This is a genomic window from Christiangramia sp. 3-2217-3z (genome assembly GCF_051195275.1).
GTDB classification, from domain to species: domain Bacteria; phylum Bacteroidota; class Bacteroidia; order Flavobacteriales; family Flavobacteriaceae; genus Christiangramia; species Christiangramia marina.
In genome coordinates this window covers 269,813-291,383 of record NZ_JBNJLI010000004.1, presented here as the reverse complement: position 1 = coordinate 291,383, position 21,571 = coordinate 269,813, and the positions used below count along the sequence as shown (strand labels likewise).

The window sequence follows — 21,571 nt, the reverse complement described above, 5'->3', positions numbered from 1 at the left end:
TTATTCTGAAACTCTTTTTACTTCCCCGCGGGCCTTTTGGGTTTCGCCAACCTGACCGTATTCAAAAGTATAGCTATTCTTAGAAGTAGTGAGGATCTTCATGTGGATTGGTTTCTGTTCAGCCATATTTTTAGGATTTGTATTCTTGATAATATACTCACAGGGATTGATCCATCTTACGGAACTCGTATCTGTATTTCCCTGAAAAAACTCAATTTCTATCGAGTCATTCCTTACGAAAGTGGATTTTTGTAATTCTCCGTTTATATAAGTTTCGAACTCGAAAGTGCCAGTTCTAAAATCAGCACAGTTCCTGTTGGCTTCAAAACAAGAGCTCAATGTGAGTAACAGGATAAAACAGAGTGAAATCATTTTGTTCATACTGCAAGGTAAGTTTTAATCAAATGAGAGTCAATTTTCGAAGGCTTCAAAACTACCATCCTCATAAAAAAATACTATTCGTTTCACCTTTTTGTTACTCGAAGATTCCTGATATAACTGAACATCCTTCGAAATATTAACTTCAGCATTTCTGGTCTGGATTCCTGGCGTTGAGTGATCAGGTTTTGTTTGATGTACAATTTTATCATTACCTGATTCGGGTTTGGGAGGGAATAAACCCTTTCCATTTAACAACCAATATAGTTCTACCTCAGGAAAATTCTTCACGACTTTCATTACAAAATCCAGACTTGGTTTATTTCTACCGGATAGAATATGTGAAATGGAAGACCTACCAACCTCAATTTTATCTGCAAAAGAAGCTGCTGAAAGATCGTAATACTCAAGAATGCGTTGCAGCCTGGTTCCAAATTGTTCAGTGTTTACCATTGTAAATTACCTCTGATTAAAGCTATGATTACAAATGTAAATATACCATATTTCTGTGTAAATACACATCTGTAAACGACAAGATTCATATTGAACAAATACTTTATTTTAACCAACATAATAGCTTGATCAATAAATAAATAACTCTTATTTATATACGGTTTGGATAAATTCCTAACCACACTACTATTGCTAAGATCAACTTATTTACAACTGTAAACTATGGAGCGATTTTTACTTGTATACAATTGTAAATATTTGATTGTTTAGTTTTGTAAACATGAAAGAACAAGCAAAATTATGGCTTAGTAATCACGATTATGATAGTGCCAAATTCAGAAAAGTGGCAGGCCGCTATTTTCATAATAATCATCTGGAAGATTTCATGTCTACCCATTCAGGTAAACTGGAATTTCAAACTATAGGAGCTTCCGTAGAGAATAAAAATATCTACGGGCTGCAAATTGGATCTGGATCAAAGAAGGTTTTGATGTGGTCGCAAATGCACGGGAATGAATCTACAACAACAAAAGCTGTACTAGATTTTTTAAATTCTATAGTGGTAGATGCTGATAACCCTTATAATAAGTCTTTGCTTGAACGTACTACCTTATACATTATTCCAATCCTTAATCCAGATGGCGCAGCTTATTATACACGAGTCAATGCCAATGCTATAGACCTTAATCGGGACATGCAGGATCTTAGTCAGCCAGAAAGCAGGTTGCTCATGAAGGTTTACCGGGAATTCCAACCTGATTTTTGCTTAAACCTACATGATCAACGCACCATTTTTAGTGCAGGAGAAACGAATCTACCGGCAATATTGTCTTTTTTGACGCCTTCAAGCGATATAGACCGCAGTATAACCGTAGCACGTAAGAATAGTATGTCTTTAATCGCTGGAATGGTTAAAGATTTAAAAGATGAACTCGGGGAAAGTATAGGTAGATATGATGATGGTTTTAATCTTAATTGTGCTGGTGACACCTTTCAGAGTTTTGAAACTCCAACTATTCTTTTTGAAGCTGGTCATTATCCTGAAGATTATAACAGGGATGTAACGCGAAAGTTCGTTTTCAAAGCTTTGAGAAGTTGCCTGGATCAAATAATGAATGATACACTTGTCGATTACCATCAATATTTTAAAATACCTGAGAATGCTAAATGTTTTCGGGACGTGATATTAAGAAATGTGAATATTGAAGGAGGAAAAAAGGATATTTTGATACAGTTCAAAGAAACATTAGTTTACGATCGAATACGATTTGTGCCGGTTATCGAAGATATTCAAGAGGCTTCAGTTTTATATGGACATCGTGAAATTGATGCAGCTGGTAAAAAGTTAAGTTTGATGGAGGAGGGGGCAATTTCCGAAAACGTTATAGTTAATAAAATATTCTTAAATGATGAGATTTTCGAGCTAAATTCCCAATAAATGTGTTTTTATTTAGCAATAATTCAATGATTTTGTATTAATTTTAAATTTCATTAAAAATAGAACTTCAAGATGGCTAAGTTTAAATTAGACGACACCGACCACCAGATTCTTGACATGCTTATCGAGAATACCAGAACTCCATTCACCGATATAGCGAAGAAACTACTGATATCAGCTGGAACTGTCCACGTTCGTGTAAAGAAAATGGAAGAAGCTGGAATCATTATAGGATCATCGTTAACTCTGGATTACAAGAAACTTGGATATGCGTTTATCGCCTATGTAGGGGTTTTTCTGAAGAATACTTCACAAACCAAATTTGTACTTGAGAGAATTAACGAAATTCCCTTCGTTACGGTTGCTCATGTAACTACAGGCAAGTTTAACGTGTTCTGTAAAATACGTGCTAAAAACACTCAACATGCCAAGGAAATCATTTTCCAACTTGATGATATCGAGGGTGTTTATAGAACAGAAACTATGATTTCTCTGGAGGAAAGTATCAATGATAAAAAACGTTTGATGCATTCCATATTTAAAGAGATGTAATTTATACTAAACTTTTAATAAAGACCCTCTAAACCTAGCTGTTTAGAGGGTTTTTTTATACTTTTAAGTCAGTCGAAAAATATTGAAATTATGAATAGAGAACCTCGTTTAGATAGATTTAATGATAATGTGCTGGCAAAATACCAGGTCTATAATAGTATCTTTTTAACCTTGCCGTATGATGAGATACAAAAGACCGGAGCGCTGTTACCACTTTTTCAGGAACTTTGCGAACGTGGTTTTTCTGATAACAAGAATCCATCGGAGATCGTTGAACACTTTTTTGAACGTTATGGTGAAACACCTACAGAAGACGAGCGTAACGCTTTGCTTTTTCGTTTCATCCAATATATAGAACGCCAGGTAGTATTATTTGATGCTATTGAAGATGCGTCGTTCCCTATCGTCAATAATATGGATGGTCGTGGTACGCTGCGGAGTGTAAAGGAGGAAGCGGAAGCTAAGCAAAAAACAGAACAGTTAAAGGAATACTTAAAGAGGTTCAACGTAAGACCCACTTTGACAGCACATCCCACCCAATTTTATCCTGGTGCGGTGCTAGGAATTATAACAGATCTGGATAAGGCAATCCAGAAAAACGATCTTGTTCGTATTAAGCAGTTATTAGCACAGCTAGGTAAAACTCCGTTCTTCAACAAAGAGAAACCAACCCCATATGACGAGGCGGTTAGTCTTATCTGGTATTTTGAAAATGTTTTCTACCAGAGTGCAAGTAAGATTCATAATTATATTCAGCAAAATATATTTGATGGAGAGGATGTGGGCAACCAGGTGATCAACCTGGGATTCTGGCCTGGAGGAGACAGGGATGGAAACCCGTTTGTAACTACTGAGATCACTTTAAGAGTTGCACGCCGACTTCGCCGCACAATTCTCCTTAATTATTACCGGGATATTCGGAAACTAAAGAGAAGACTTACTTTTAGAGAGGTTAATGAAATCATGGCAGAGATAGAGAAAGCTTTGTATGATTCAGCCGTTACAAATTCAGACACTCCAAAAATTTCTTTGGAGGAATTGGTGATGAAATTGCAAACAGCAAGAGAGATTCTAATAAATAAGCATCAGTCACTATTCCTTGAGGAGCTCGATGACATGATCAACAAGATCAAACTCTTCGGTTTCCACTTCGCAACTTTAGACATCAGGCAGGATAGCTCGAAACACGAAGAAGTTTTTGCAGATCTTAAGAAATACAAACCAGAGTTGATTCCGGAAAATTTTGAAACTTTTTCAGACGAGGAAAAAATTGCCGTAATGACAACTACAGATGCCCAGTTGGATCCTGAAGAATTTGAAGAAGGGATGACCCGATCTACGCTTTCATCAATATATGCGATGAAGGAAATTCAGGAGAAGAACGGGGAGCAGGGGGCTAATCGCTATATCATTAGTAACTGCGGAAGTGTGGAAGGTGTTTTACAGCCTTATTTGTATATGAAATTATGTGGCTGGAAAACACCAACTGTAGATGTTATTCCATTATTTGAAACAGTGCCGGATCTAAGAGAAGCACATCATGTGATGGAGAAACTATACAAGAATCCTGTATATAAAGAACACCTTGAAAAACGATTTAATAAGCAAACGATCATGCTTGGTTTTAGTGATGGAACTAAAGATGGTGGTTACTTAATGGCAAACTGGAGTATTTACAAGGCGAAGGAAGAACTTACTCGAATTTCCCGTGAGTACGGAATTAAAGTTGTCTTTTTTGATGGTCGTGGTGGACCGCCGGCAAGGGGTGGTGGAAAAACGCACCAATTCTATGCTTCCTTAGGTCCAACGATAGAGAATGAGGAAATTCAATTAACTGTCCAGGGGCAAACGATTAACTCTAATTTTGGGACTAAAGATAGTTGTACATATAATCTGGAGCAATTATTAAGTTCGGGGGTTTCTAATGAAATTTTTAGTGAAGGTAAAAATGAACTGAACGATCAGGATCGTAATACCATGAGCGAGCTTGCTGAAATTAGTTACAAGACATATACAGACTTTAAAAAGCATCCTCGTTTTATTCCTTACCTGGAAAAAATGAGTACTCTTAAATACTACGCTAAAACCAATATTGGAAGTAGACCAAGTAAACGGAATAAGTCTGCAGAACTCAATTTATCAGATCTAAGGGCGATACCATTCGTTGGAAGCTGGAGTCAGCTCAAACAAAATGTTCCTGGATTCTTCGGAGTGGGAACTGCAATGGAAGAAATGGATAAACAAGGTAGGTTTGATGAAGTTCAGGATCTCTACAACAATTCTGAATTCTTTAAAACCTTACTTGAAAACAGTATGATGAGTTTGACTAAATCATTCTTCCCGTTAACGGCATATATGAAAAATGATGAAGAGTTTGGAGAATTCTGGACGGTAATTCATGATGAGTTCGAACGTTCTAAAAAAATGCTTTTGAAAGTTACTGGTTATGATAGTTTGATGCAGAATCAGCCAGCAGGAAAGGCTTCCATACAAGCGCGTGAAAGGATTGTACTTCCATTATTGACCATTCAGCAACATGCGCTTAGAATGGTGCAGGAGTTGAGTAAAAATCCTGAAGCCAACCAGAAAGCGCTTGAGGTATATGAAAAAATGGTCACAAGATCATTGTATGGTAATATTAATGCTAGTAGAAATTCTGCTTAATGAGAAAATCTGAAATTACCAAAGGAGAAATAGGCGAATTTTATAGAGGTTATATCGATAGATTAGAACCAGAAGCTGAATTAGTTCCTATTCTCAAATCGAACACTTCAGAATTTCTTCAACTTTTAGAGAATATTCCGGAAGACAAATGGGATTACCGTTATGCAGAAGGTAAATGGACTCTGAAAGAGATGATTCAGCATATAATTGATACAGAAAGGATTTTTCAATTCAGAGCATTGGCAATTGCCAGAAATGAACCACAGCCATTACCAGGTTTCGATCATGATATATATGTCCTAAATAGTCGCTCTGAACACAGAGCGGTACCTGATCTTATTAAAGAATATAAAATTGTGCGGGAAGCGGGAATCATTCTTTTCGAAAGCATGACTATAGATATGTTAAAACTTGTTGGTGTCATGAACGATATCAATGCTTCACCCAGAGCGCTCGGCTTTATGATGGTTGGTCATGCTATGCACCATATTGAGGTGATCAAAGAGAAATATCTTTAATGTATAGTAAGATCAAGGTATTCGGCAAACTTCTCAAGAAGACTTATGTGAGCTGGGATAAAAATGAACCCTATGCCAGAAGTGCCACCATCGCTTATTATGCATTATTTTCCTTACCATCATTATTGATCATTGTAGTAAGTATTGCCGGTTATTTCTTCGGAAGAGAGGCTGTTCAGGGTAGGCTTACAGGTGAGATAGGCGAGTTTATTGGAACTGAAGCTTCTAAAGCGATTGAGGGCATGATCGAAAACGCTGCATTGTCACAGGATTCGACATGGGCCATTATTTTTGGTTTAGCAATGCTAATCTTTGGTGCAACCGGAGTTTTTTTTCAGTTGAAAATCGCGATGAACAACATTTGGAACGTTGCGGCCAGAAAAACTAATTTCCTCAGTATGGTTCTTGATCGGGTAATTTCTTTGGGGATGGTGGTCGTTATAGGTTTACTATTATTAATTGCCCTGGTAGTATCAACTTTACTAAAGTTGGTTACAGAAACTATGCAGCAGCTAATTCCTGATATCACACAGGTTGCCATGTATATACTCAATTACGCACTGACGTTTTTCTTTATAACGACCTTATTCGCGATGATCTTTAAGCTTCTACCAGATATTAAGATTAGATTGAAAACCACCTATACTGGTGCTGCATTGACGACGGCACTTTTTATAATAGGTGAGACGCTTATCAGTATTTATTTTGGTCAGAGCGATCCGGCTTCAGTTTATGGTGGTGCGTCTTCAGTGGTATTAATTCTACTTTGGGTTTACTATACCTGTTTAATCTTATTTTTTGGAGCAGAGTTCACAGTACAATACGCCCTTCTAAAGAAAGAGAAAGTTGAGCCTAACCGTTTTGGTGAACCAGCAATCTACCAGGAGATGAAGAAACTCGAACAACGGAAAGTTCAGCTTAAAGAAGAGAAGTATATCGTGGACCGTTTGAAATCTTACCTGGATGCAGATGAAACTTCAGAAGAAAAAGAGTTTTAAAAAACCTTTAACTCTTAAACGTCTAGTTTTAATAGGCCCTTAATACAGATTCGCTCTTTCTAATCCTATCTTTGAATAACTAAAAAAAGAAAAATTATGGATAAGAGAATTGCAATTTTGGCAACAGATGGATTTGAAGAAGTAGAACTAACCTCCCCTAAAGAGGCGATGGAGAAAGAAGGTTTCAATGTAGAGATCGTTAGCCTTAAGTCAGGTAATATTAAATCATGGGATGGTGATAATTGGGGAAAAGACTTTAAAGTGGATAAAACCCTTGACGAGGTTTCAGCAAAGGATTACCATGCTTTAGTACTTCCCGGAGGAGTAATTAATCCAGATAACTTAAGAACAGAAGAGAGTGCATTGATCTTTGTAAGAGACTTTTTCAAACAAAGTAAACCAGTGTGTGCTATCTGTCACGCGCCATGGACTTTAATTAGTGCAGATGTTGTAGAAGGTAGAACGATGACATCTTTTAAAAGTGTTCGTAAAGATCTTGAGAATGCAGGCGCTTTATGGGTAGACCAGGAAGTTGTAGTTGATGAAGCTTTAGTTACAAGTAGAAATCCTGATGACCTTCCTGCATTTAATGCAAAGGTTATTGAAGAAATTAAAGAAGGTAAGCATGATTTACAACATGCATAATTACCAGTAATTATAAAATGAAAAGGGACGCAATTGCGTCCCTTTTTTTATTTGTCTTCGTCTTCTTCAGTATCATCCTTCTCTGGAATGTCTACAATAGGATCTGTAAATTCTGAATCTTCATAATCATCTTCATCAAAATTAGCCATAGTACTTTCAAGCCTGGTACTAACCTTCACCAGGTAAATAGTATCTTCAGTCTTTACTTCCACAGCTTCAACAGTCTCATTTTTAGCATTCTTAAAGGCGATAACCTGGTCATCATCATATCCATCAGGATATTTCTCTACAAGAAGTCCAAGAATTTCAGGAGTAAGCTTTTTATAGTCTACAATTATCCTTTTCATAGTGTGATTGGTTTATGCAAGTATAAATAAAATATCAAACGCCACACAAGAGAGTTGCCAGATATTCGATTAATTTAATGATTAGTTAAATTCAGAGAGTTATAAAAGTCGAAAGATTTGATAATCAGCTCTTCAGAAACTATAACATCCAATTTAGGAACAGCAATATCCTTCAGTAAAACAAAATTCACCTGTCCGTTCGAGTTTTTTTTATCATGTTTAAGCAACGAAATAATCTGGTTGAGATCTTCCGTAGATATGTCGGTAAAACCGAATAGATCAATTATTATATTTGAAATATCCTGTAATTTTTTCTGCGGAAAATTTAGAATTTCAGAAGATAAATAGGACTCTAAAATCATCCCAATCGCAATTGCTTCTCCGTGAAGTAATTTATCTTTCTCAGGATTAGTTAAATAGAAGGATTCCACAGCATGGCCGAGTGTATGTCCAAAATTAAGATTTTTCCGGATGGACCGTTCGTAAGGATCCTGTGAAACGATTTCAGATTTTATATTCACTGAATGTTCTATGATGGTATCAAGGTCTGAGAGATCTAGAGAGCTTAGGTTGCTCATACGATTCCAGTAAGATTCATCGGCAATAAGTCCATGTTTCAGGATTTCAGCGAGACCACTCCGCATTTCACGGGAAGATAATGTTTGCAGGTATTTGCTATCTACCACAACCAGTTCTGCCTGTACGATTGCTCCCACCTGATTTTTAAGATTTCCAAGGTCAACACCGGTTTTACCTCCAACCGATGCATCTACCATAGAAAGTAAGGTTGTAGGAACATTAATAAATGGAATACCACGCTTAAACGTTGAAGCTACAAAACCACCAAGATCAGTGACAACACCACCTCCAAGATTTATCATCAAACTCTTTCGATCAGCACCAAGCTCTGAAAGTGCACTCCAAACACCAGTACAGGTTTCAATATGCTTATTTTCTTCCCCCGGCTCAATTTCAATAACTTCAATTTGAAGCTCCGTAGTTATATTCTTTAGGAATAATCCTAAGCAATTCTGTTGGGTGTTTGTATCAACTAGAATAAATACTGAAGATGGCTTTTTATCTTCTATGTATTGGTTGATTTTCGAATAAGATTCGCTACCGTAAAATACAGGATTAACCAGGTATTTAGCTTCATTCATGGTATTGGCATTTAGAGCTTTCGAAATTAAATAGAATTTATGAAAATAGTCATCTTCAATAATTATATTTGCCCGATTAACATCATGAAATGATTAGAAAGAAGATATTCAACAACACTAAATCTGCATTCAAACTTAAATCAAATTCAGACCTGGACAGGGCGATTTTTTTGTTTAGCATGATGAATTATTCTGCTTTGGTAAAAGCAGGTAGCGCATTAACTAAAATGGCTTTGAAATTACACTTGCCTGTAGAAACTCTTATAAAGAAGACGATTTTCGAGCAATTTTGTGGAGGAGTTACTGAAGAAGATTGTAAACCGGTTACCAAGGAAATGTATGGGGAGAACCTACATAGTATTCTTGATTACTCGGTTGAAGGTAAAGAGAGTGAAGATGAATTTGATTCTGCAATGCGCAAGAAACTGAGTCTTATTGAATATGCTAATGAAAGTGATGAAGTTACCTTTGCTATGTTTAAGCCTACCGGTATTGGAAGGTTTGCTATATGGGAAAAGGTGAGTGAAAAGCTTAGTCTCACCGATGAGGAAAAGGAAGAGTGGGATCGAGTAAAAAACAGAGTAGAAACTTTATGTAAGCGCGCATTTGAATTAAAGGTTCGATTGTATGCTGATGGTGAAGAAACCTGGATGCAAACCGCTGCCGATGATCTTATGGTTGAAATGATGAAAAAGTACAACCAGGATGAAGTACTTATATTCAACACGCTACAATGTTATAGATGGGACCGGCTGGACTACCTTAAGGATCTTCACGAGCAAGGCCAGAAGGAAGGTTTCAAAATAGGAGCCAAGATCGTAAGGGGTGCATACATGGAAAAAGAAAATTCCAGAGCTAAGAAATTAGGTTACGCATCACCTATATGTGAAAGTAAGGAGGCAACAGATGTTAACTTTAACTCAGTAATGTCTTACTGTCTTAATCATCTGGAAGATATTTCAGTATTTATAGGTACTCATAACGAGGTAAGTAGTTACCTGGCACTGCAGATAATGGAAGACAAGGGCATTTCTATCGACGATAAAAGAATATGGTTTAGTCAGCTTTATGGAATGAGTGATCATATTAGTTTTAATATGGCAAAAAAAGGATACAATGCAGTAAAGTTGGTTCCATTTGGACCGGTTAGAGATGTAGTTCCTTACCTATTGCGACGTGCTCAGGAAAACACTTCAGTTAAAGGACAGACGGGTAGGGAATTAGCTTTACTTAGCGAAGAAAAGAAACGTCGTCGTGGAGATGAGGCCACGAAACATCACCGGGAATAACATATGCGCTGGCTGGCAAGATTTATTTTTTACAAAATTTTAGGCTGGCGTCTGGAGGATAATTTTACTTCCAGAACTAAGAAGTGTGTAGTTATTGTTGCTCCACACACAAGTTCTTTTGATTTTCTCTTAGGAATTCTAGTTCGTAAAATTATGAAAGTAGAATTTAACTTTGTAGGGAAGCAGGAATTATTTAAACCTCCATTTGGGTGGTATTTCAAGTGGGTAGGCGGAGCACCTTTGGATAGATCAGGACAAAAGAATAAAGTAGATGCGATCTCGAAAGTTTTTGAAGACAAGACTATATTTCGATTAGCATTATCACCTGAAGGTACCAGGGAGAAAACAGATAAGTGGAGAACAGGTTTTTACTATATAGCCTTGAAAGCAGAAGTTCCAATTGTAATGGTTTCCTTCGACTATAAACCCAAAAAAGTAAAAATCTCCGAGGCTTTTCAGCCCACCGGAGATTTTGATTTAGATTTTAAAGTTATTAGCCAGTTCTACGAGGGTGTAGAAGGGAAGATCAAGGAAAATTTCTAATTAATCCTCATCTGGTGTTTCCATAGTATGATAGACGTTTTGAACATCATCATCTTCTTCCAGTTTTTCAAGTAATTTTTCTACATCTGCGGCCTGTTCACCTTCCAAAGGTTTTGTAACCTGAGGAATCCTTTCAAATCCAGAAGAAAGTATTTCCATTTCCCTGTTCTCTAATTCCTTCTGAATGGCACCAAAGAATTCAAACGGTGCATAAATATGAATACCGTCTTCATCTTCAAAAACTTCTTCAGCACCAAAATCTATCAATTCTAACTCAAGTTCTTCCGGATCCAGATTTTCAGCATTAATTCTGAAGTTACAGGTATGGTCAAACATGAATTCTACAGAGCCTGATGTTCCAAGATTTCCATCAGATTTGTTGAAATGAGAACGAATGTTTGCAACCGTTCTATTGTTATTATCTGTTGCAGTTTCTACAAGAACAGCAATACCGTGAGGAGCATAACCTTCAAAAAGAACTACTTTGTAGTCACCCTGGTTTTTATCTGAAGCACGTTTGATCGCACGCTCGATATTATCCTTAGGCATATTGACACTTTTCGCATTCTGGATCACAGCACGAAGTTTAGCATTCGTGTCAGGATCTGGACCACCTTCTTTTACCGCCATGACTATATCTTTACCAATCCTGGTAAATGCTTTAGCCATTGCAGACCAACGTTTCATTTTCCGTGCTTTGCGAAATTCAAAAGCTCTTCCCATTTCAAATTATAATTAGGTTTGCGCAAAAATATAAAAAAGCTCCTAAATACAGTATGTATACGGAGCTGAGTTTGCAGTTTCAAGATTTTATCAATTCGTCGACTCTATAATCTCTTCAATTGTTCTGGCAAGTTTAAAATCTTTTTCAGTAACACCATTTGCATCGTGGGTAGAAAGGGAAATTTCCAGTTGATTATATACATTTCCCCAATTTGGATGATGCTCCTGAGCTTCAGCCTCAAATGCTATTCTTGTCATTACTGTAAATGCTTCTTTAAAATTCTCAAATTCAAAGGAAGTATGAATAGCACCTTTAGCATATGTCCATCCATCAAGATTTTTCAATTGATCATCTATCTCAGTATCACTTAATTTTTTCATGACTTAATTATTTGGTTTTCTTAAAGTTACTAAGAATGAAGCATATCTCTGGTATGGTGCTTCAGATTAATATCAGATTAACAGCTATAATTTAGCAGATGCCTTGACTACTTCCTGAATACTTATCTGTAGATTCTTTGGAAGCTTATTATCCTTTGGGAGTACGGCCAGAAATCTATCAAAATTGGAATCGTAAACATTTTTGAAAAGAGGATTTTCATAACCAAGTTCCCTGGTAAGGTCCTCCACCAGATCTCGTTGATGTACCAGGTCATCACTGCCCAAATGAAATACTCCCTGCCTGTTTCTATTGATGATATAGTGGATTTGCTGAGTGACCTTTCCAATTTCAGTAGCATTCACGACCACATTTGGGAAAACTTCCAGCGGTTCGTTTAGATCAAGAATTGTTCTTATTTGCTTGACCCGCGGGGAACCTTTTCCGAAGACCATAGGAAGTCTCAGGATATTATATTGTTTATTCGGCAGTCTAAGTAATGCGTTTTCTATCTTGATCTTGAATCTGCCGTAAACGCTCTGACTAAGTGTTTTGTCATATTCGTAGGAGGGATAGTTGGTAAAAGCATCGAAAACATTGGCCGATGACAGAAATATCAGCTTTTTACGATAATTGAGAAGGTAATTGATGATCTCGAAATGAGTATGAATCTGAGCTTCAAACCCTCCACGCAGGCAAGATACGATGACATCAGGCTTTAAATTTTCAAGAAGAATACTGATGTTTTCCGTTTCCATATCGAAATGGTGGAATTGGTGATTTTTTTCAAAAAAATCATTTTCAGTATAATAGGTACCGTGTGTATCAAAATAGGAGCAGAGCTCTTTATAAAGGGAATTCCCTATAAAGCCACTCGCTCCTAATATCAAAATTCGTTTCAAATAAATTATCCTTTATAAAAGGGCAATTTCACCTGGGTTGCTTGTACAGCTTTTTTCCTGATCTGAATGGAAATCTTATTTCCAACACCTGCAACTTCTACCGGTACATATCCTAAACCAATTCCTTTTTCAAGGGATGGTGACATGGTGCCCGAAGTGACTTCTCCAATTTTCTTGCCGTTTTCATCTACAATATCATATCCCTGTCTGGGAATAGCTCTTTCATCCATTTCAAAAGCGATTAGCTTTCGTTTTGGACCTTCTTCTTTTTGCTTTTTAAGGGCTTCACTATTGATAAAATCTTTACTGAATTTTGTGATCCAGCCGAGACCAGCTTCAATTGGGGAAGTAGTATCGTCAATATCATTCCCGTATAAGGAATATCCCATTTCCAGTCTTAATGTATCTCTTGCTGCGAGTCCGATTGGTTTAATACCAAATTCTTCTCCCGCTTCCATTACTGCTGCCCAGATTTGAGGAGCATCTTCATTTTTGAAGTAAATTTCGAATCCGCCACTACCAGTATAACCTGTAGCTGAAACGATCACTTTTTCCACACCGGCAAAAGTACCGACCTCGAAAGTGTAGAACTTCATATTCTGAAGGTCGATCGATGTAAGTGATTGCATAGCTTCAGCAGCTTTAGGCCCCTGTATCGCCAGTAACGACAATTCATCACTCATGTCACGCATAGTTGCATCTACATCATTATGCTGAGAGATCCAGTTCCAGTCCTTATCGATGTTCGAAGCGTTTACAACCAACAAATATTTTTCAGCTTCCAGCCTGTAAATGATAAGATCATCTACAATACCACCATCTTCGTTAGGCATCGTAGAATACTGAGCTTTCCCATCTGTAAGCTTGGAAGCATCGTTAGAACTGATCTTCTGGATAAGCTTTAATGCATTTTCTCCGGAGATCAGGAATTCTCCCATGTGGCTAACATCGAAAACACCAAGTTTTTCTCGTACAGTTTGATGTTCAATGTTTACACCTTCATAAGATACTGGCATATTGTATCCAGCAAAAGGTACCATTTTGGCATTTAATTCATTGTGTATTGCAGACAGGGCTACTTCTTTCATTATTGTCAAAAATTTGCCCAAATTTATTGAATTCAGTTAGAATACAATATTAAATAAGCGTTTTTATATTAGTATCTTTAGGCTTCGAAAAAAGAAAGAACAAGAAAGATTTACCCAATGAAAATACTTACGGCAGCACAATTAGCAGAGGCAGATAAGGTTACTCTGGAAAAGCAGGAAATCACTTCAGAAGAACTTATGGAGCGGGCTGGAACACTTGTATTTAATGAAATTCATAAAAGATTGCAGGGAGCCCCAATTCCCATAAAGATCTTCTGTGGAATTGGTAATAATGGAGGAGACGGATTGGTGGTTGCCAGGCATCTTATTCAGCATGGATACGAGGTTCGTACATTTATAGTTAATTATAGTGATAAAAGATCTGAAGATTTCTTGAGCAATTATGAGAAATTGAAGGAAATCACAAATGACTGGCCGGAACTTATAAAGAGTAACAACGGTTTTCCTGAAATTCATACTGGTGATTTTGTCATAGATGCCTTGTTTGGAATTGGTTTAAACCGTGCGGTAGAAGGCTGGCCAGCTGATTTAATTAATTTGATTAATACTTCACAAGCTTTCGTCCTATCTATTGATATGCCGAGTGGTCTAGCACCAGATCAGGTTTTTAAGGATGGAGCAGTAATTCAGGCAGGATATACATTAAGCTTTCAATCTCCTAAACTCAGTTTTTACCTGCCAGATACCATGGAATATGTTGGTGATTTACAGGTCATCGATATAGCACTAGATCGGGAATATCTGGGGAAAGTGGATTCCAATATATTCTTAATAGGAAAAGAGGAAGCTCAAAGTTTATATAGGTCAAGAAAAATAAACTCTCATAAAGGCGACTATGGAAAGGTTTTGATCATTGGAGGAAGCTACGGTAAAATAGGTAGCGTCATTCTGGCATCTAGGGCCGCGATGCGATCGGGTACGGGACTCTGTACGGTTTACATCCCGGAATGTGGATATGATGCCCTCCAGATATCCATTCCGGAAGTGATGGTACTCACAGATCAAAATTCTAAAATGATCACTAGATTTCCTTCAGATTTTGATGCTGATGTTTTTTGTTTCGGAATGGGAGCAGGAACCAATGAAGCTACGGCTAACGCCTTTGGAGAATTTTTAGAAACTCAGAAGAAACCAGTTGTGATTGATGCTGATGGAATCAATATTTTATCGCAAAACAAGTCACTTTTGAAAAAAATGCCTGAAAACTCCGTTATTACTCCGCATCCAGGCGAGTTGAAAAGACTAATAGGGGAGTGGAAGGATGATTTTGATAAACTTGACAAGATTAAAGCTTTAAGCAAAAAGTTTAAACTTATCATTGTTGTAAAGGGTGCTCATACATTTATTGTAAATAATGAGGAGGTCTACATAAATTCCTCAGGGAATCCGGGAATGGCAACTGCTGGTAGCGGTGATGTGCTCTCAGGAGTTATCACAAGTTTTATAGGTCAGAATTATAGCAGCTTGGCGGCAACGATTCTGGCTGTCTACTTACACGGTTCAAGTGGTACTTTAGCAAGTGATCAATTAGGATATGAAAGTTTGCTTGCCGGCGACATTGCAGACAATATTGGTCGTGCAGTACAGCAACTGTTTAATAGAAATCCCGAACCAGAGCAAAAGAATTAAACTGATAAATCTTATTCGGTGACCGATAGCGATAATTTCTCCTGTACCCAACTGGTAGCATCCTCTAGTTCAGCAAAAACCTTGAAGGAATTTGCATCGATATAAAATTCCTTTTCAACTGTAGAGGCCAGAGTTCTGGTCATGTCGTTATCACTGACAACAGCGATAACTTTTAGATTTTGAAACTTTGCAGATTGTTTGTAAACCATTGGATCTACCGCGTAGCTATTCACTCTGTGTGATATGTAAGCGTATGGTTTTCCCTGGAATACTTCAGTTCCAATTTCAAGAAGAGTTTCATTTTTGCTAATATCAAACAGAATTCCTTCGTTCATTTTAGCGATCATAAAATCTTCATGAATAGAAATACTGCCAAAATCAAGTTCAATAGTAGGGTAGTTCATACGATTATTGGGACAATTTTCGGCTAAATTACTGAAGTTTGGTTGAAACACAAGAATAAAAAAACCTGCCATGAAAATGGTAGGTTTTTTTATTTTCTGAACTTAAATATTATTCAGTTTCTACGGATTTCTGAATATCTATGGTCAGTTCACTTTTCTCTTCATCCAGATCCATCGTGATCTTGTCACCTTCCTTGAGATTTGAGGTAATGATCTCTTCAGCTAAAGCATCTTCAATATATTTCTGAATTGCTCTATTTAATGGTCTGGCACCATATTGCCTGTCAAAACCTTTATCTGCAATAAAATCTTTAGCCTTATCTGTAAGAGTAAGATCGTATCCAAGTCCCTGAATTCTCCCAAACAATTTCGCAAGTTCGATATCGATGATCTTATGAATGTCCTCTCTTTCAAGACCATTAAAGATCACTACGTCATCAATCCTGTTTAAAAACTCGGGAGCGAATGCTTTTTTCAATGCATTTTCAATCACGCTTCTGGCGTTATCATCCACCTGAGATTTCTGAGCGGTAGTTCCAAAACCAACACCCTGACCAAAGTCTTTTAATTTTCTGGCTCCAATATTGGAAGTCATAATGATGATCGTATTTCTAAAATCGATCTTTCTTCCAAGACTATCGGTTAGATACCCATCATCCAAGACCTGTAATAACATATTGAAAACATCTGGATGTGCTTTTTCCACCTCATCCAAAAGGATCACAGCGTATGGCTTTCTACGAACTTTCTCTGTAAGTTGACCACCTTCTTCATAACCAACGTATCCAGGAGGCGCTCCAATTAATCTTGAAACAGCGAATTTCTCCATGTACTCACTCATATCTATCCTGATAAGAGCATCATCATTATCAAATAATTCTCTTGCTAGTACTTTAGCCAACTGAGTTTTACCTACACCAGTTTGTCCAAGGAATATGAATGAACCAATTGGTTTATTTGGATCTTTAAGTCCGGCGCGATTCCTTTGTATGGCTTTTACAACTTTGCCTACAGCTTCGTCCTGACCAATTACTTTTCCTTTGATCAATTGAGGAAGTTCCACAAGCTTATTACTTTCAGTTTGTGCGATACGATTCACTGGAATTCCAGTCATCATCGAAACAACATCAGCTACGCTATCTTCAGAAACAATTTCCTTATGTTTCTTTGACTCTTCTTCCCATTTCTCCTGAGCTACGGCAAGTTCTTTTTCAATATTTTTCTCATCATCCCTCAGTTTCGCAGCTTCTTCATATTTCTGTTTCTTAACTACAGAATTCTTGTTTTCACGAACTTCTTCAAGCCTTCGTTCAAGATCCAGTACCTGTTTTGGTACATCGATATTAGTAATATGAACTCTTGATCCTGCTTCATCTAATGCGTCAATAGCCTTATCTGGTAAAAACCTATCGGTCATATAACGATTCGTTAACTTTACACAAGCTTCGATCGCTTCATTTGTATATTGTACATTATGATGGTCCTCATATTTATCCTTAATATTATTAAGGATTTCTATGGTTTCATCTACAGTAGTAGGTTCCACTATTACTTTCTGGAATCTTCTTTCTAAAGCACCGTCTTTTTCGATATATTGTCTGTACTCGTCAAGGGTAGTAGCACCAATACATTGGATTTCACCTCTTGCAAGTGCAGGTTTAAACATATTGCTAGCATCCAGACTACCTGTTGCACCACCAGCGCCAACAATTGTATGAATCTCATCTATGAAAAGGATGATATCATCATTCTTTTCAAGCTCGTTCATCACGGCCTTCATCCTTTCTTCGAACTGGCCTCGATATTTTGTGCCAGCAACCAGGCTAGCGAGGTCAAGAGTAACCACTCTTTTATCAAATAAGATCCTGGAAACCTTTCTTTTTACGATTCTTAGTGCTAATCCTTCAGCAATAGCAGATTTACCAACTCCCGGTTCTCCTATCAATAATGGATTATTTTTCTTTCTACGACTAAGAATCTGAGAAACTCTTTCGATCTCCTTTTCTCTACCAACTACTGGATCCAGCTTATCAGCTTCAGCCATTGCAGTAAGGTCTCTTCCGAAGTTATCAAGAACCGGAGTTTTTGATTTCTTATTGGTTTTACCTGTACTAGCACCGCCGCCGCCGCTAAACGGATTTTCCCTCGTAGCTTCATCTCCTTCATCATCTGAAAATGACTCCGCCGTTGGACTATCTGAGAAGTCGGTTTCATCGCTAGCGATCATGTATTTAAACTGATCTTTAACGCCATCGTAATCTATTCTCAATTTATTCAGCAATTTGGTAGTTGGGTCATTCTCATTTCTAAGAATACACAATAATAAATGTGCGGTATTAATCGAAGCACTCTGGAATAATTTGGCTTCCAGAAATGTAGTTTTCAATGCTCGCTCTGCCTGCCTGGTAAGATGCAGGTTTTTCTTTTCATTACTTATAGTAACAGTATTGGGATTTGCAGGGCTTAGTATTTCGACTTTACGTCTCAAATGGCTAAGGTCAATTTCCAACGCGGTTAGAATATCTATAGCTTTCCCGTCTCCATCTCGCAACAACCCCAGCATTAGATGCTCTGTTCCAATGAAATCATGACCAAGCCTTAATGCTTCCTCTTTACTGTAAGCAATAACGTCTTTTACTCTTGGTGAAAAATTATCATCCATTTTTATCTTCCTTTCTCAATTTTATTTTCACTCCAAATAGGACAAAAACTGTACCTAATAAGGTGACCATAGCTAAGTGACAAAATAACCATCACTTTTCAAAAGGGAAAATAATGAACTTATTAACCAAAACACAATAAAAATTTGTTAATAAAAAATACTTAAGCTCAGAGATTACGGGACGTTAAAGAGGTATAAAATATGTAAATTGCCCCTTACAATTTTAAGATAATTAAATTTTTTAATATGGCTGAAGGAGAAAAGCTAATTCCTATCAATATTGAAGATGAAATGAAATCTGCCTACATCGATTATTCGATGTCGGTCATTGTGTCACGTGCACTACCAGATGTTCGTGATGGATTGAAACCTGTACATAGACGTGTGCTTTACGGTATGTATGAGCTTGGAGTACTTTCAAATAGAGCCTATAAGAAATCTGCTAGAATCGTAGGAGAGGTATTAGGTAAATATCACCCGCACGGGGATTCTTCAGTATACGACACTATGGTGCGTATGGCCCAGGAATGGAGCATGCGGTATATGCTCGTAGATGGCCAGGGTAACTTTGGATCTGTAGATGGGGATAGTCCTGCAGCGATGCGTTATACTGAAGCGCGTATGCGTAAGATCAGTGAGGACATGCTTGCAGATATCGACAAGGAAACAGTAGATACCCAGCTGAATTTTGATGATTCTTTAAGTGAACCTGTAGTAATGCCTACGCGAGTACCAAACTTATTGGTGAATGGAGCTAGTGGTATTGCTGTTGGTATGGCGACTAACATGCCTCCTCATAATTTAAATGAAGTTATAGATGGTACCATCGCTTATATCGATAATCACGATATCGAGATCGATGAGCTTATACAATATATTAAAGCTCCAGATTTCCCGACAGGAGGAATTATTTATGGTTATGATGGCGTAAAGGAAGCTTTCAAAACCGGAAGAGGTAGAGTCGTAATGCGTGCTAAATCGCATATGGAGGAGATTGCAGGTCGTGAATATCTTGTTGTTACAGAAATACCATATCAGGTGAACAAAGCTGATATGATCAAAAAAACAGCAGACCTTGTAAACGACAAGAAGATCGAAGGAATTAGTCTGATTAGAGATGAATCTGATAGAAATGGTATGCGTATCGTATACCAGATGAAAAGAGATGCTATTCCTAACATCGTTCTTAATACCTTATTTAAACACACAGCATTACAATCTTCTTTTAGTGTAAATAATATTGCACTGGTGAATGGAAGACCGCAAATGTTGAATTTGAAGGATCTTATTCATCACTTCGTAGAACACAGACATGATGTGGTCGTAAGAAGAACTGAATTTGAACTTCGGAAAGCTAAAGAGCGTGCTCATATCCTGGAAGGATTGATCATTGCTTCAGATAATATTGATGAAGTGATCGCCTTAATACGTTCTTCTTCTAATGCTGAAGAAGCTCGTAATAAATTAATTGATCGTTTTGAACTTTCAGAAATTCAGGCTAAAGCGATCGTAGAAATGCGATTGAGACAACTTACAGGTCTTGAACAGGATAAGCTGAGAGCTGAATATGATGAGATCATCAAAACAATCGAAGATCTCGAAGATATCCTGGCTCGAAAAGAGCGTAGAATGGAAGTGATCAAGAATGAACTTCTGGAAGTACAGGAAAAGTATGGGGATGAAAGAAGATCTCAGATCGAATACGCCGGTGGTGATCTTAGTATCGAAGATATGATCCCGGATGAGAAAGTAGTGATTACTATTTCTCATGCAGGGTATATCAAACGAACTTCACTCAACGAATACAAGACTCAGAATAGAGGAGGAGTTGGACAAAAAGGATCTAATACCAGAAATGAAGATTTCCTTGAATACCTTTTCGTAGGTACCAACCACCAGTATATGTTATTCTTTACTCAAAACGGTAAATGTTACTGGATGAGAGTTTATGAAATTCCGGAAGGAAGTAAAGCTTCCAAAGGAAGAGCAATTCAAAACCTTATCAACATCGAACCTGAGGATAAGGTGAATGCCTTTATCTGTACTCAGGATCTTAAAGATGAAGAATACGTAAATAATCATTTCGTTATCATGGCCACCAAAAAAGGACAGGTCAAGAAAACAAGTCTTGAGAAATATAGCCGTCCAAGAACAAATGGTATTAATGCTATAACTATTAAGGATGGTGATGAATTACTTGAAGCAAAACTAACTACCGGGAATAGCCAGGTGATGTTAGGACTTAAAAGCGGTAAAGCTATTAGATTTGAGGAAAGCAAAACCCGACCAATGGGTAGAAATGCCTCAGGTGTTCGTGGAATTACGCTTGCCGACGATAACGATGAAGTTGTTGGAATGGTTTCTGTGAACGAATTTGATTCAGATATTCTCGTAGTTTCTGAGAATGGTTATGGTAAAAGATCAAGCCTGGAGGATTACCGAATCACAAATAGAGGTGGAAAAGGAGTTAAAACAATTTCAGTCACGGAGAAAACAGGACAACTTGTCGCTATTAAGAACGTATCAGACGATGATGACCTAATGATCATTAATAAATCTGGGATTGTAATTAGAATGGCTGTTGAGAATTTGAGAGTTATGGGCCGTGCTACACAGGGTGTGAGACTGATCAACCTTAAGGGTAATGATTCTATAGCTGCAGTGGCAAAAGTATTGCATGATGAAGATGATGTTGAGCTAATGGAAGATGCGGAAAAGCCTGTAGGCGGGGAGAGTCAGACCGATGGCACGACTATTGCTGATGATAGTGAAGAATAA

The 21,571-nt window shown here is 37.5% G+C and carries 20 protein-coding genes; 10 read left to right on the top strand and 10 right to left on the bottom strand.

The genetic code is table 11. The annotated features are described in order from the left end of the window. Together ACSHZO_RS09550 and ACSHZO_RS09545 are read right to left on the bottom strand one after the other, a co-directional pair. Entirely contained in the window at positions 1–381 is a 381-nt protein-coding gene (locus tag ACSHZO_RS09550) for a DNA topoisomerase IV (protein WP_298247213.1), read from the bottom strand. Between the two features lie 30 nt (positions 382–411). Beyond that, complete coding sequence (locus tag ACSHZO_RS09545; protein ID WP_298247212.1) at positions 412–831, bottom strand: helix-turn-helix domain-containing protein; 420 nt, start codon at positions 829–831, stop codon at positions 412–414. Positions 832–1,111: 280 nt separating this feature from the next. Here ACSHZO_RS09545 and ACSHZO_RS09540 point away from each other — a divergent pair, with 280 nt between their 5' ends. The 6 genes from ACSHZO_RS09540 (at position 1,112) to ACSHZO_RS09515 (ending at position 7,646) form a co-directional block, all read left to right on the top strand. Further along, positions 1,112–2,269 (top strand): M14 family zinc carboxypeptidase, encoded by a 1,158-nt coding sequence (locus ACSHZO_RS09540; RefSeq protein WP_298247211.1) that lies wholly within the window; start codon positions 1,112–1,114, stop codon positions 2,267–2,269. 72 nt (positions 2,270–2,341) lie between these two features. After that, a complete protein-coding gene (locus ACSHZO_RS09535) occupies positions 2,342–2,821 on the top strand; it encodes an Lrp/AsnC family transcriptional regulator (RefSeq protein ID WP_026916117.1) in 480 nt (159 codons plus the stop codon). Between the two features lie 90 nt (positions 2,822–2,911). Continuing rightward, the gene (locus ACSHZO_RS09530) at positions 2,912–5,485 is read left to right on the top strand and encodes a phosphoenolpyruvate carboxylase (RefSeq protein WP_435066987.1); all 2,574 of its coding nucleotides are present in this window, start codon (positions 2,912–2,914) and stop codon (positions 5,483–5,485) included. Further along, positions 5,485–6,003 carry a DinB family protein gene (locus ACSHZO_RS09525; protein ID WP_298247209.1) on the top strand — a complete coding sequence of 173 codons (519 nt, stop codon included), beginning with the start codon at positions 5,485–5,487 and terminating at the stop codon, positions 6,001–6,003. The genes ACSHZO_RS09530 and ACSHZO_RS09525 overlap by 1 nt, the downstream gene beginning before the upstream one ends. Next, positions 6,003–7,001, top strand: coding sequence for a YihY/virulence factor BrkB family protein (locus ACSHZO_RS09520; RefSeq protein WP_298247208.1), 999 nt, complete (start codon positions 6,003–6,005; stop codon positions 6,999–7,001). Before ACSHZO_RS09525 ends, ACSHZO_RS09520 begins: the two co-directional genes overlap by 1 nt. A 96-nt stretch (positions 7,002–7,097) precedes the next feature. Beyond that, positions 7,098–7,646 (top strand): type 1 glutamine amidotransferase domain-containing protein, encoded by a 549-nt coding sequence (locus ACSHZO_RS09515; protein WP_298247207.1) that lies wholly within the window; start codon positions 7,098–7,100, stop codon positions 7,644–7,646. A 47-nt stretch (positions 7,647–7,693) separates the two neighbouring features. On the opposite strand, the gene ACSHZO_RS09510 is transcribed toward ACSHZO_RS09515, so the two are convergent. After that, positions 7,694–7,993, bottom strand: coding sequence for a hypothetical protein (locus ACSHZO_RS09510; RefSeq protein ID WP_295180277.1), 300 nt, complete (start codon positions 7,991–7,993; stop codon positions 7,694–7,696). Positions 7,994–8,067: 74 nt separating this feature from the next. Further along, entirely contained in the window at positions 8,068–9,153 is a 1,086-nt protein-coding gene (aroB, locus tag ACSHZO_RS09505; RefSeq protein WP_298247206.1) for a 3-dehydroquinate synthase, read from the bottom strand. Between the two features lie 89 nt (positions 9,154–9,242). Between aroB and ACSHZO_RS09500 the strand changes: the two genes are divergently transcribed. After that, positions 9,243–10,442: a proline dehydrogenase family protein gene (locus ACSHZO_RS09500; protein ID WP_298247205.1), complete on the top strand. Its 1,200-nt coding sequence runs from the start codon at positions 9,243–9,245 to the stop codon at positions 10,440–10,442. A gap of 3 nt (positions 10,443–10,445) precedes the next feature. Further along, positions 10,446–10,985 carry a 1-acyl-sn-glycerol-3-phosphate acyltransferase gene (locus tag ACSHZO_RS09495; RefSeq protein ID WP_298247204.1) on the top strand — a complete coding sequence of 180 codons (540 nt, stop codon included), beginning with the start codon at positions 10,446–10,448 and terminating at the stop codon, positions 10,983–10,985. Here ACSHZO_RS09495 and ACSHZO_RS09490 read toward each other — a convergent pair whose 3' ends face one another. The 4 genes from ACSHZO_RS09490 to gcvT all read right to left on the bottom strand — a co-directional run bounded on the left by ACSHZO_RS09490 (position 10,986) and on the right by gcvT (position 14,077). Then, a complete protein-coding gene (locus tag ACSHZO_RS09490) occupies positions 10,986–11,708 on the bottom strand; it encodes a YebC/PmpR family DNA-binding transcriptional regulator (protein ID WP_295180281.1) in 723 nt (240 codons plus the stop codon). Positions 11,709–11,798: 90 nt separating this feature from the next. Further along, on the bottom strand, positions 11,799–12,089 hold the full coding sequence (locus tag ACSHZO_RS09485) for a 4a-hydroxytetrahydrobiopterin dehydratase (RefSeq protein WP_141877817.1): 291 nt from the start codon (positions 12,087–12,089) through the stop codon (positions 11,799–11,801). 84 nt (positions 12,090–12,173) lie between these two features. Beyond that, positions 12,174–12,989, bottom strand: a complete 816-nt coding sequence (locus tag ACSHZO_RS09480; RefSeq protein ID WP_298247203.1) for a sugar nucleotide-binding protein — start codon at positions 12,987–12,989, stop codon at positions 12,174–12,176. A gap of 5 nt (positions 12,990–12,994) precedes the next feature. Continuing rightward, a complete protein-coding gene (gcvT, locus tag ACSHZO_RS09475) occupies positions 12,995–14,077 on the bottom strand; it encodes a glycine cleavage system aminomethyltransferase GcvT (protein ID WP_298247202.1) in 1,083 nt (360 codons plus the stop codon). Positions 14,078–14,194: 117 nt separating this feature from the next. Here gcvT and ACSHZO_RS09470 point away from each other — a divergent pair, with 117 nt between their 5' ends. Beyond that, positions 14,195–15,727 (top strand): NAD(P)H-hydrate dehydratase, encoded by a 1,533-nt coding sequence (locus ACSHZO_RS09470; RefSeq protein WP_298247201.1) that lies wholly within the window; start codon positions 14,195–14,197, stop codon positions 15,725–15,727. Positions 15,728–15,738: 11 nt separating this feature from the next. Here the strand turns inward: ACSHZO_RS09470 and ACSHZO_RS09465 are convergent, their stop codons facing one another. Together ACSHZO_RS09465 and ACSHZO_RS09460 are read right to left on the bottom strand one after the other, a co-directional pair. After that, on the bottom strand, positions 15,739–16,203 hold the full coding sequence (locus ACSHZO_RS09465) for a hypothetical protein (RefSeq protein ID WP_298247200.1): 465 nt from the start codon (positions 16,201–16,203) through the stop codon (positions 15,739–15,741). 37 nt (positions 16,204–16,240) lie between these two features. After that, positions 16,241–18,793, bottom strand: coding sequence for an ATP-dependent Clp protease ATP-binding subunit (locus tag ACSHZO_RS09460; RefSeq protein ID WP_295182292.1), 2,553 nt, complete (start codon positions 18,791–18,793; stop codon positions 16,241–16,243). Positions 18,794–19,039: 246 nt separating this feature from the next. On the opposite strand from ACSHZO_RS09460, the gene gyrA reads away from it, so the two are divergent. Further along, positions 19,040–21,571 (top strand): DNA gyrase subunit A, encoded by a 2,532-nt coding sequence (gene gyrA, locus ACSHZO_RS09455; protein WP_298247199.1) that lies wholly within the window; start codon positions 19,040–19,042, stop codon positions 21,569–21,571.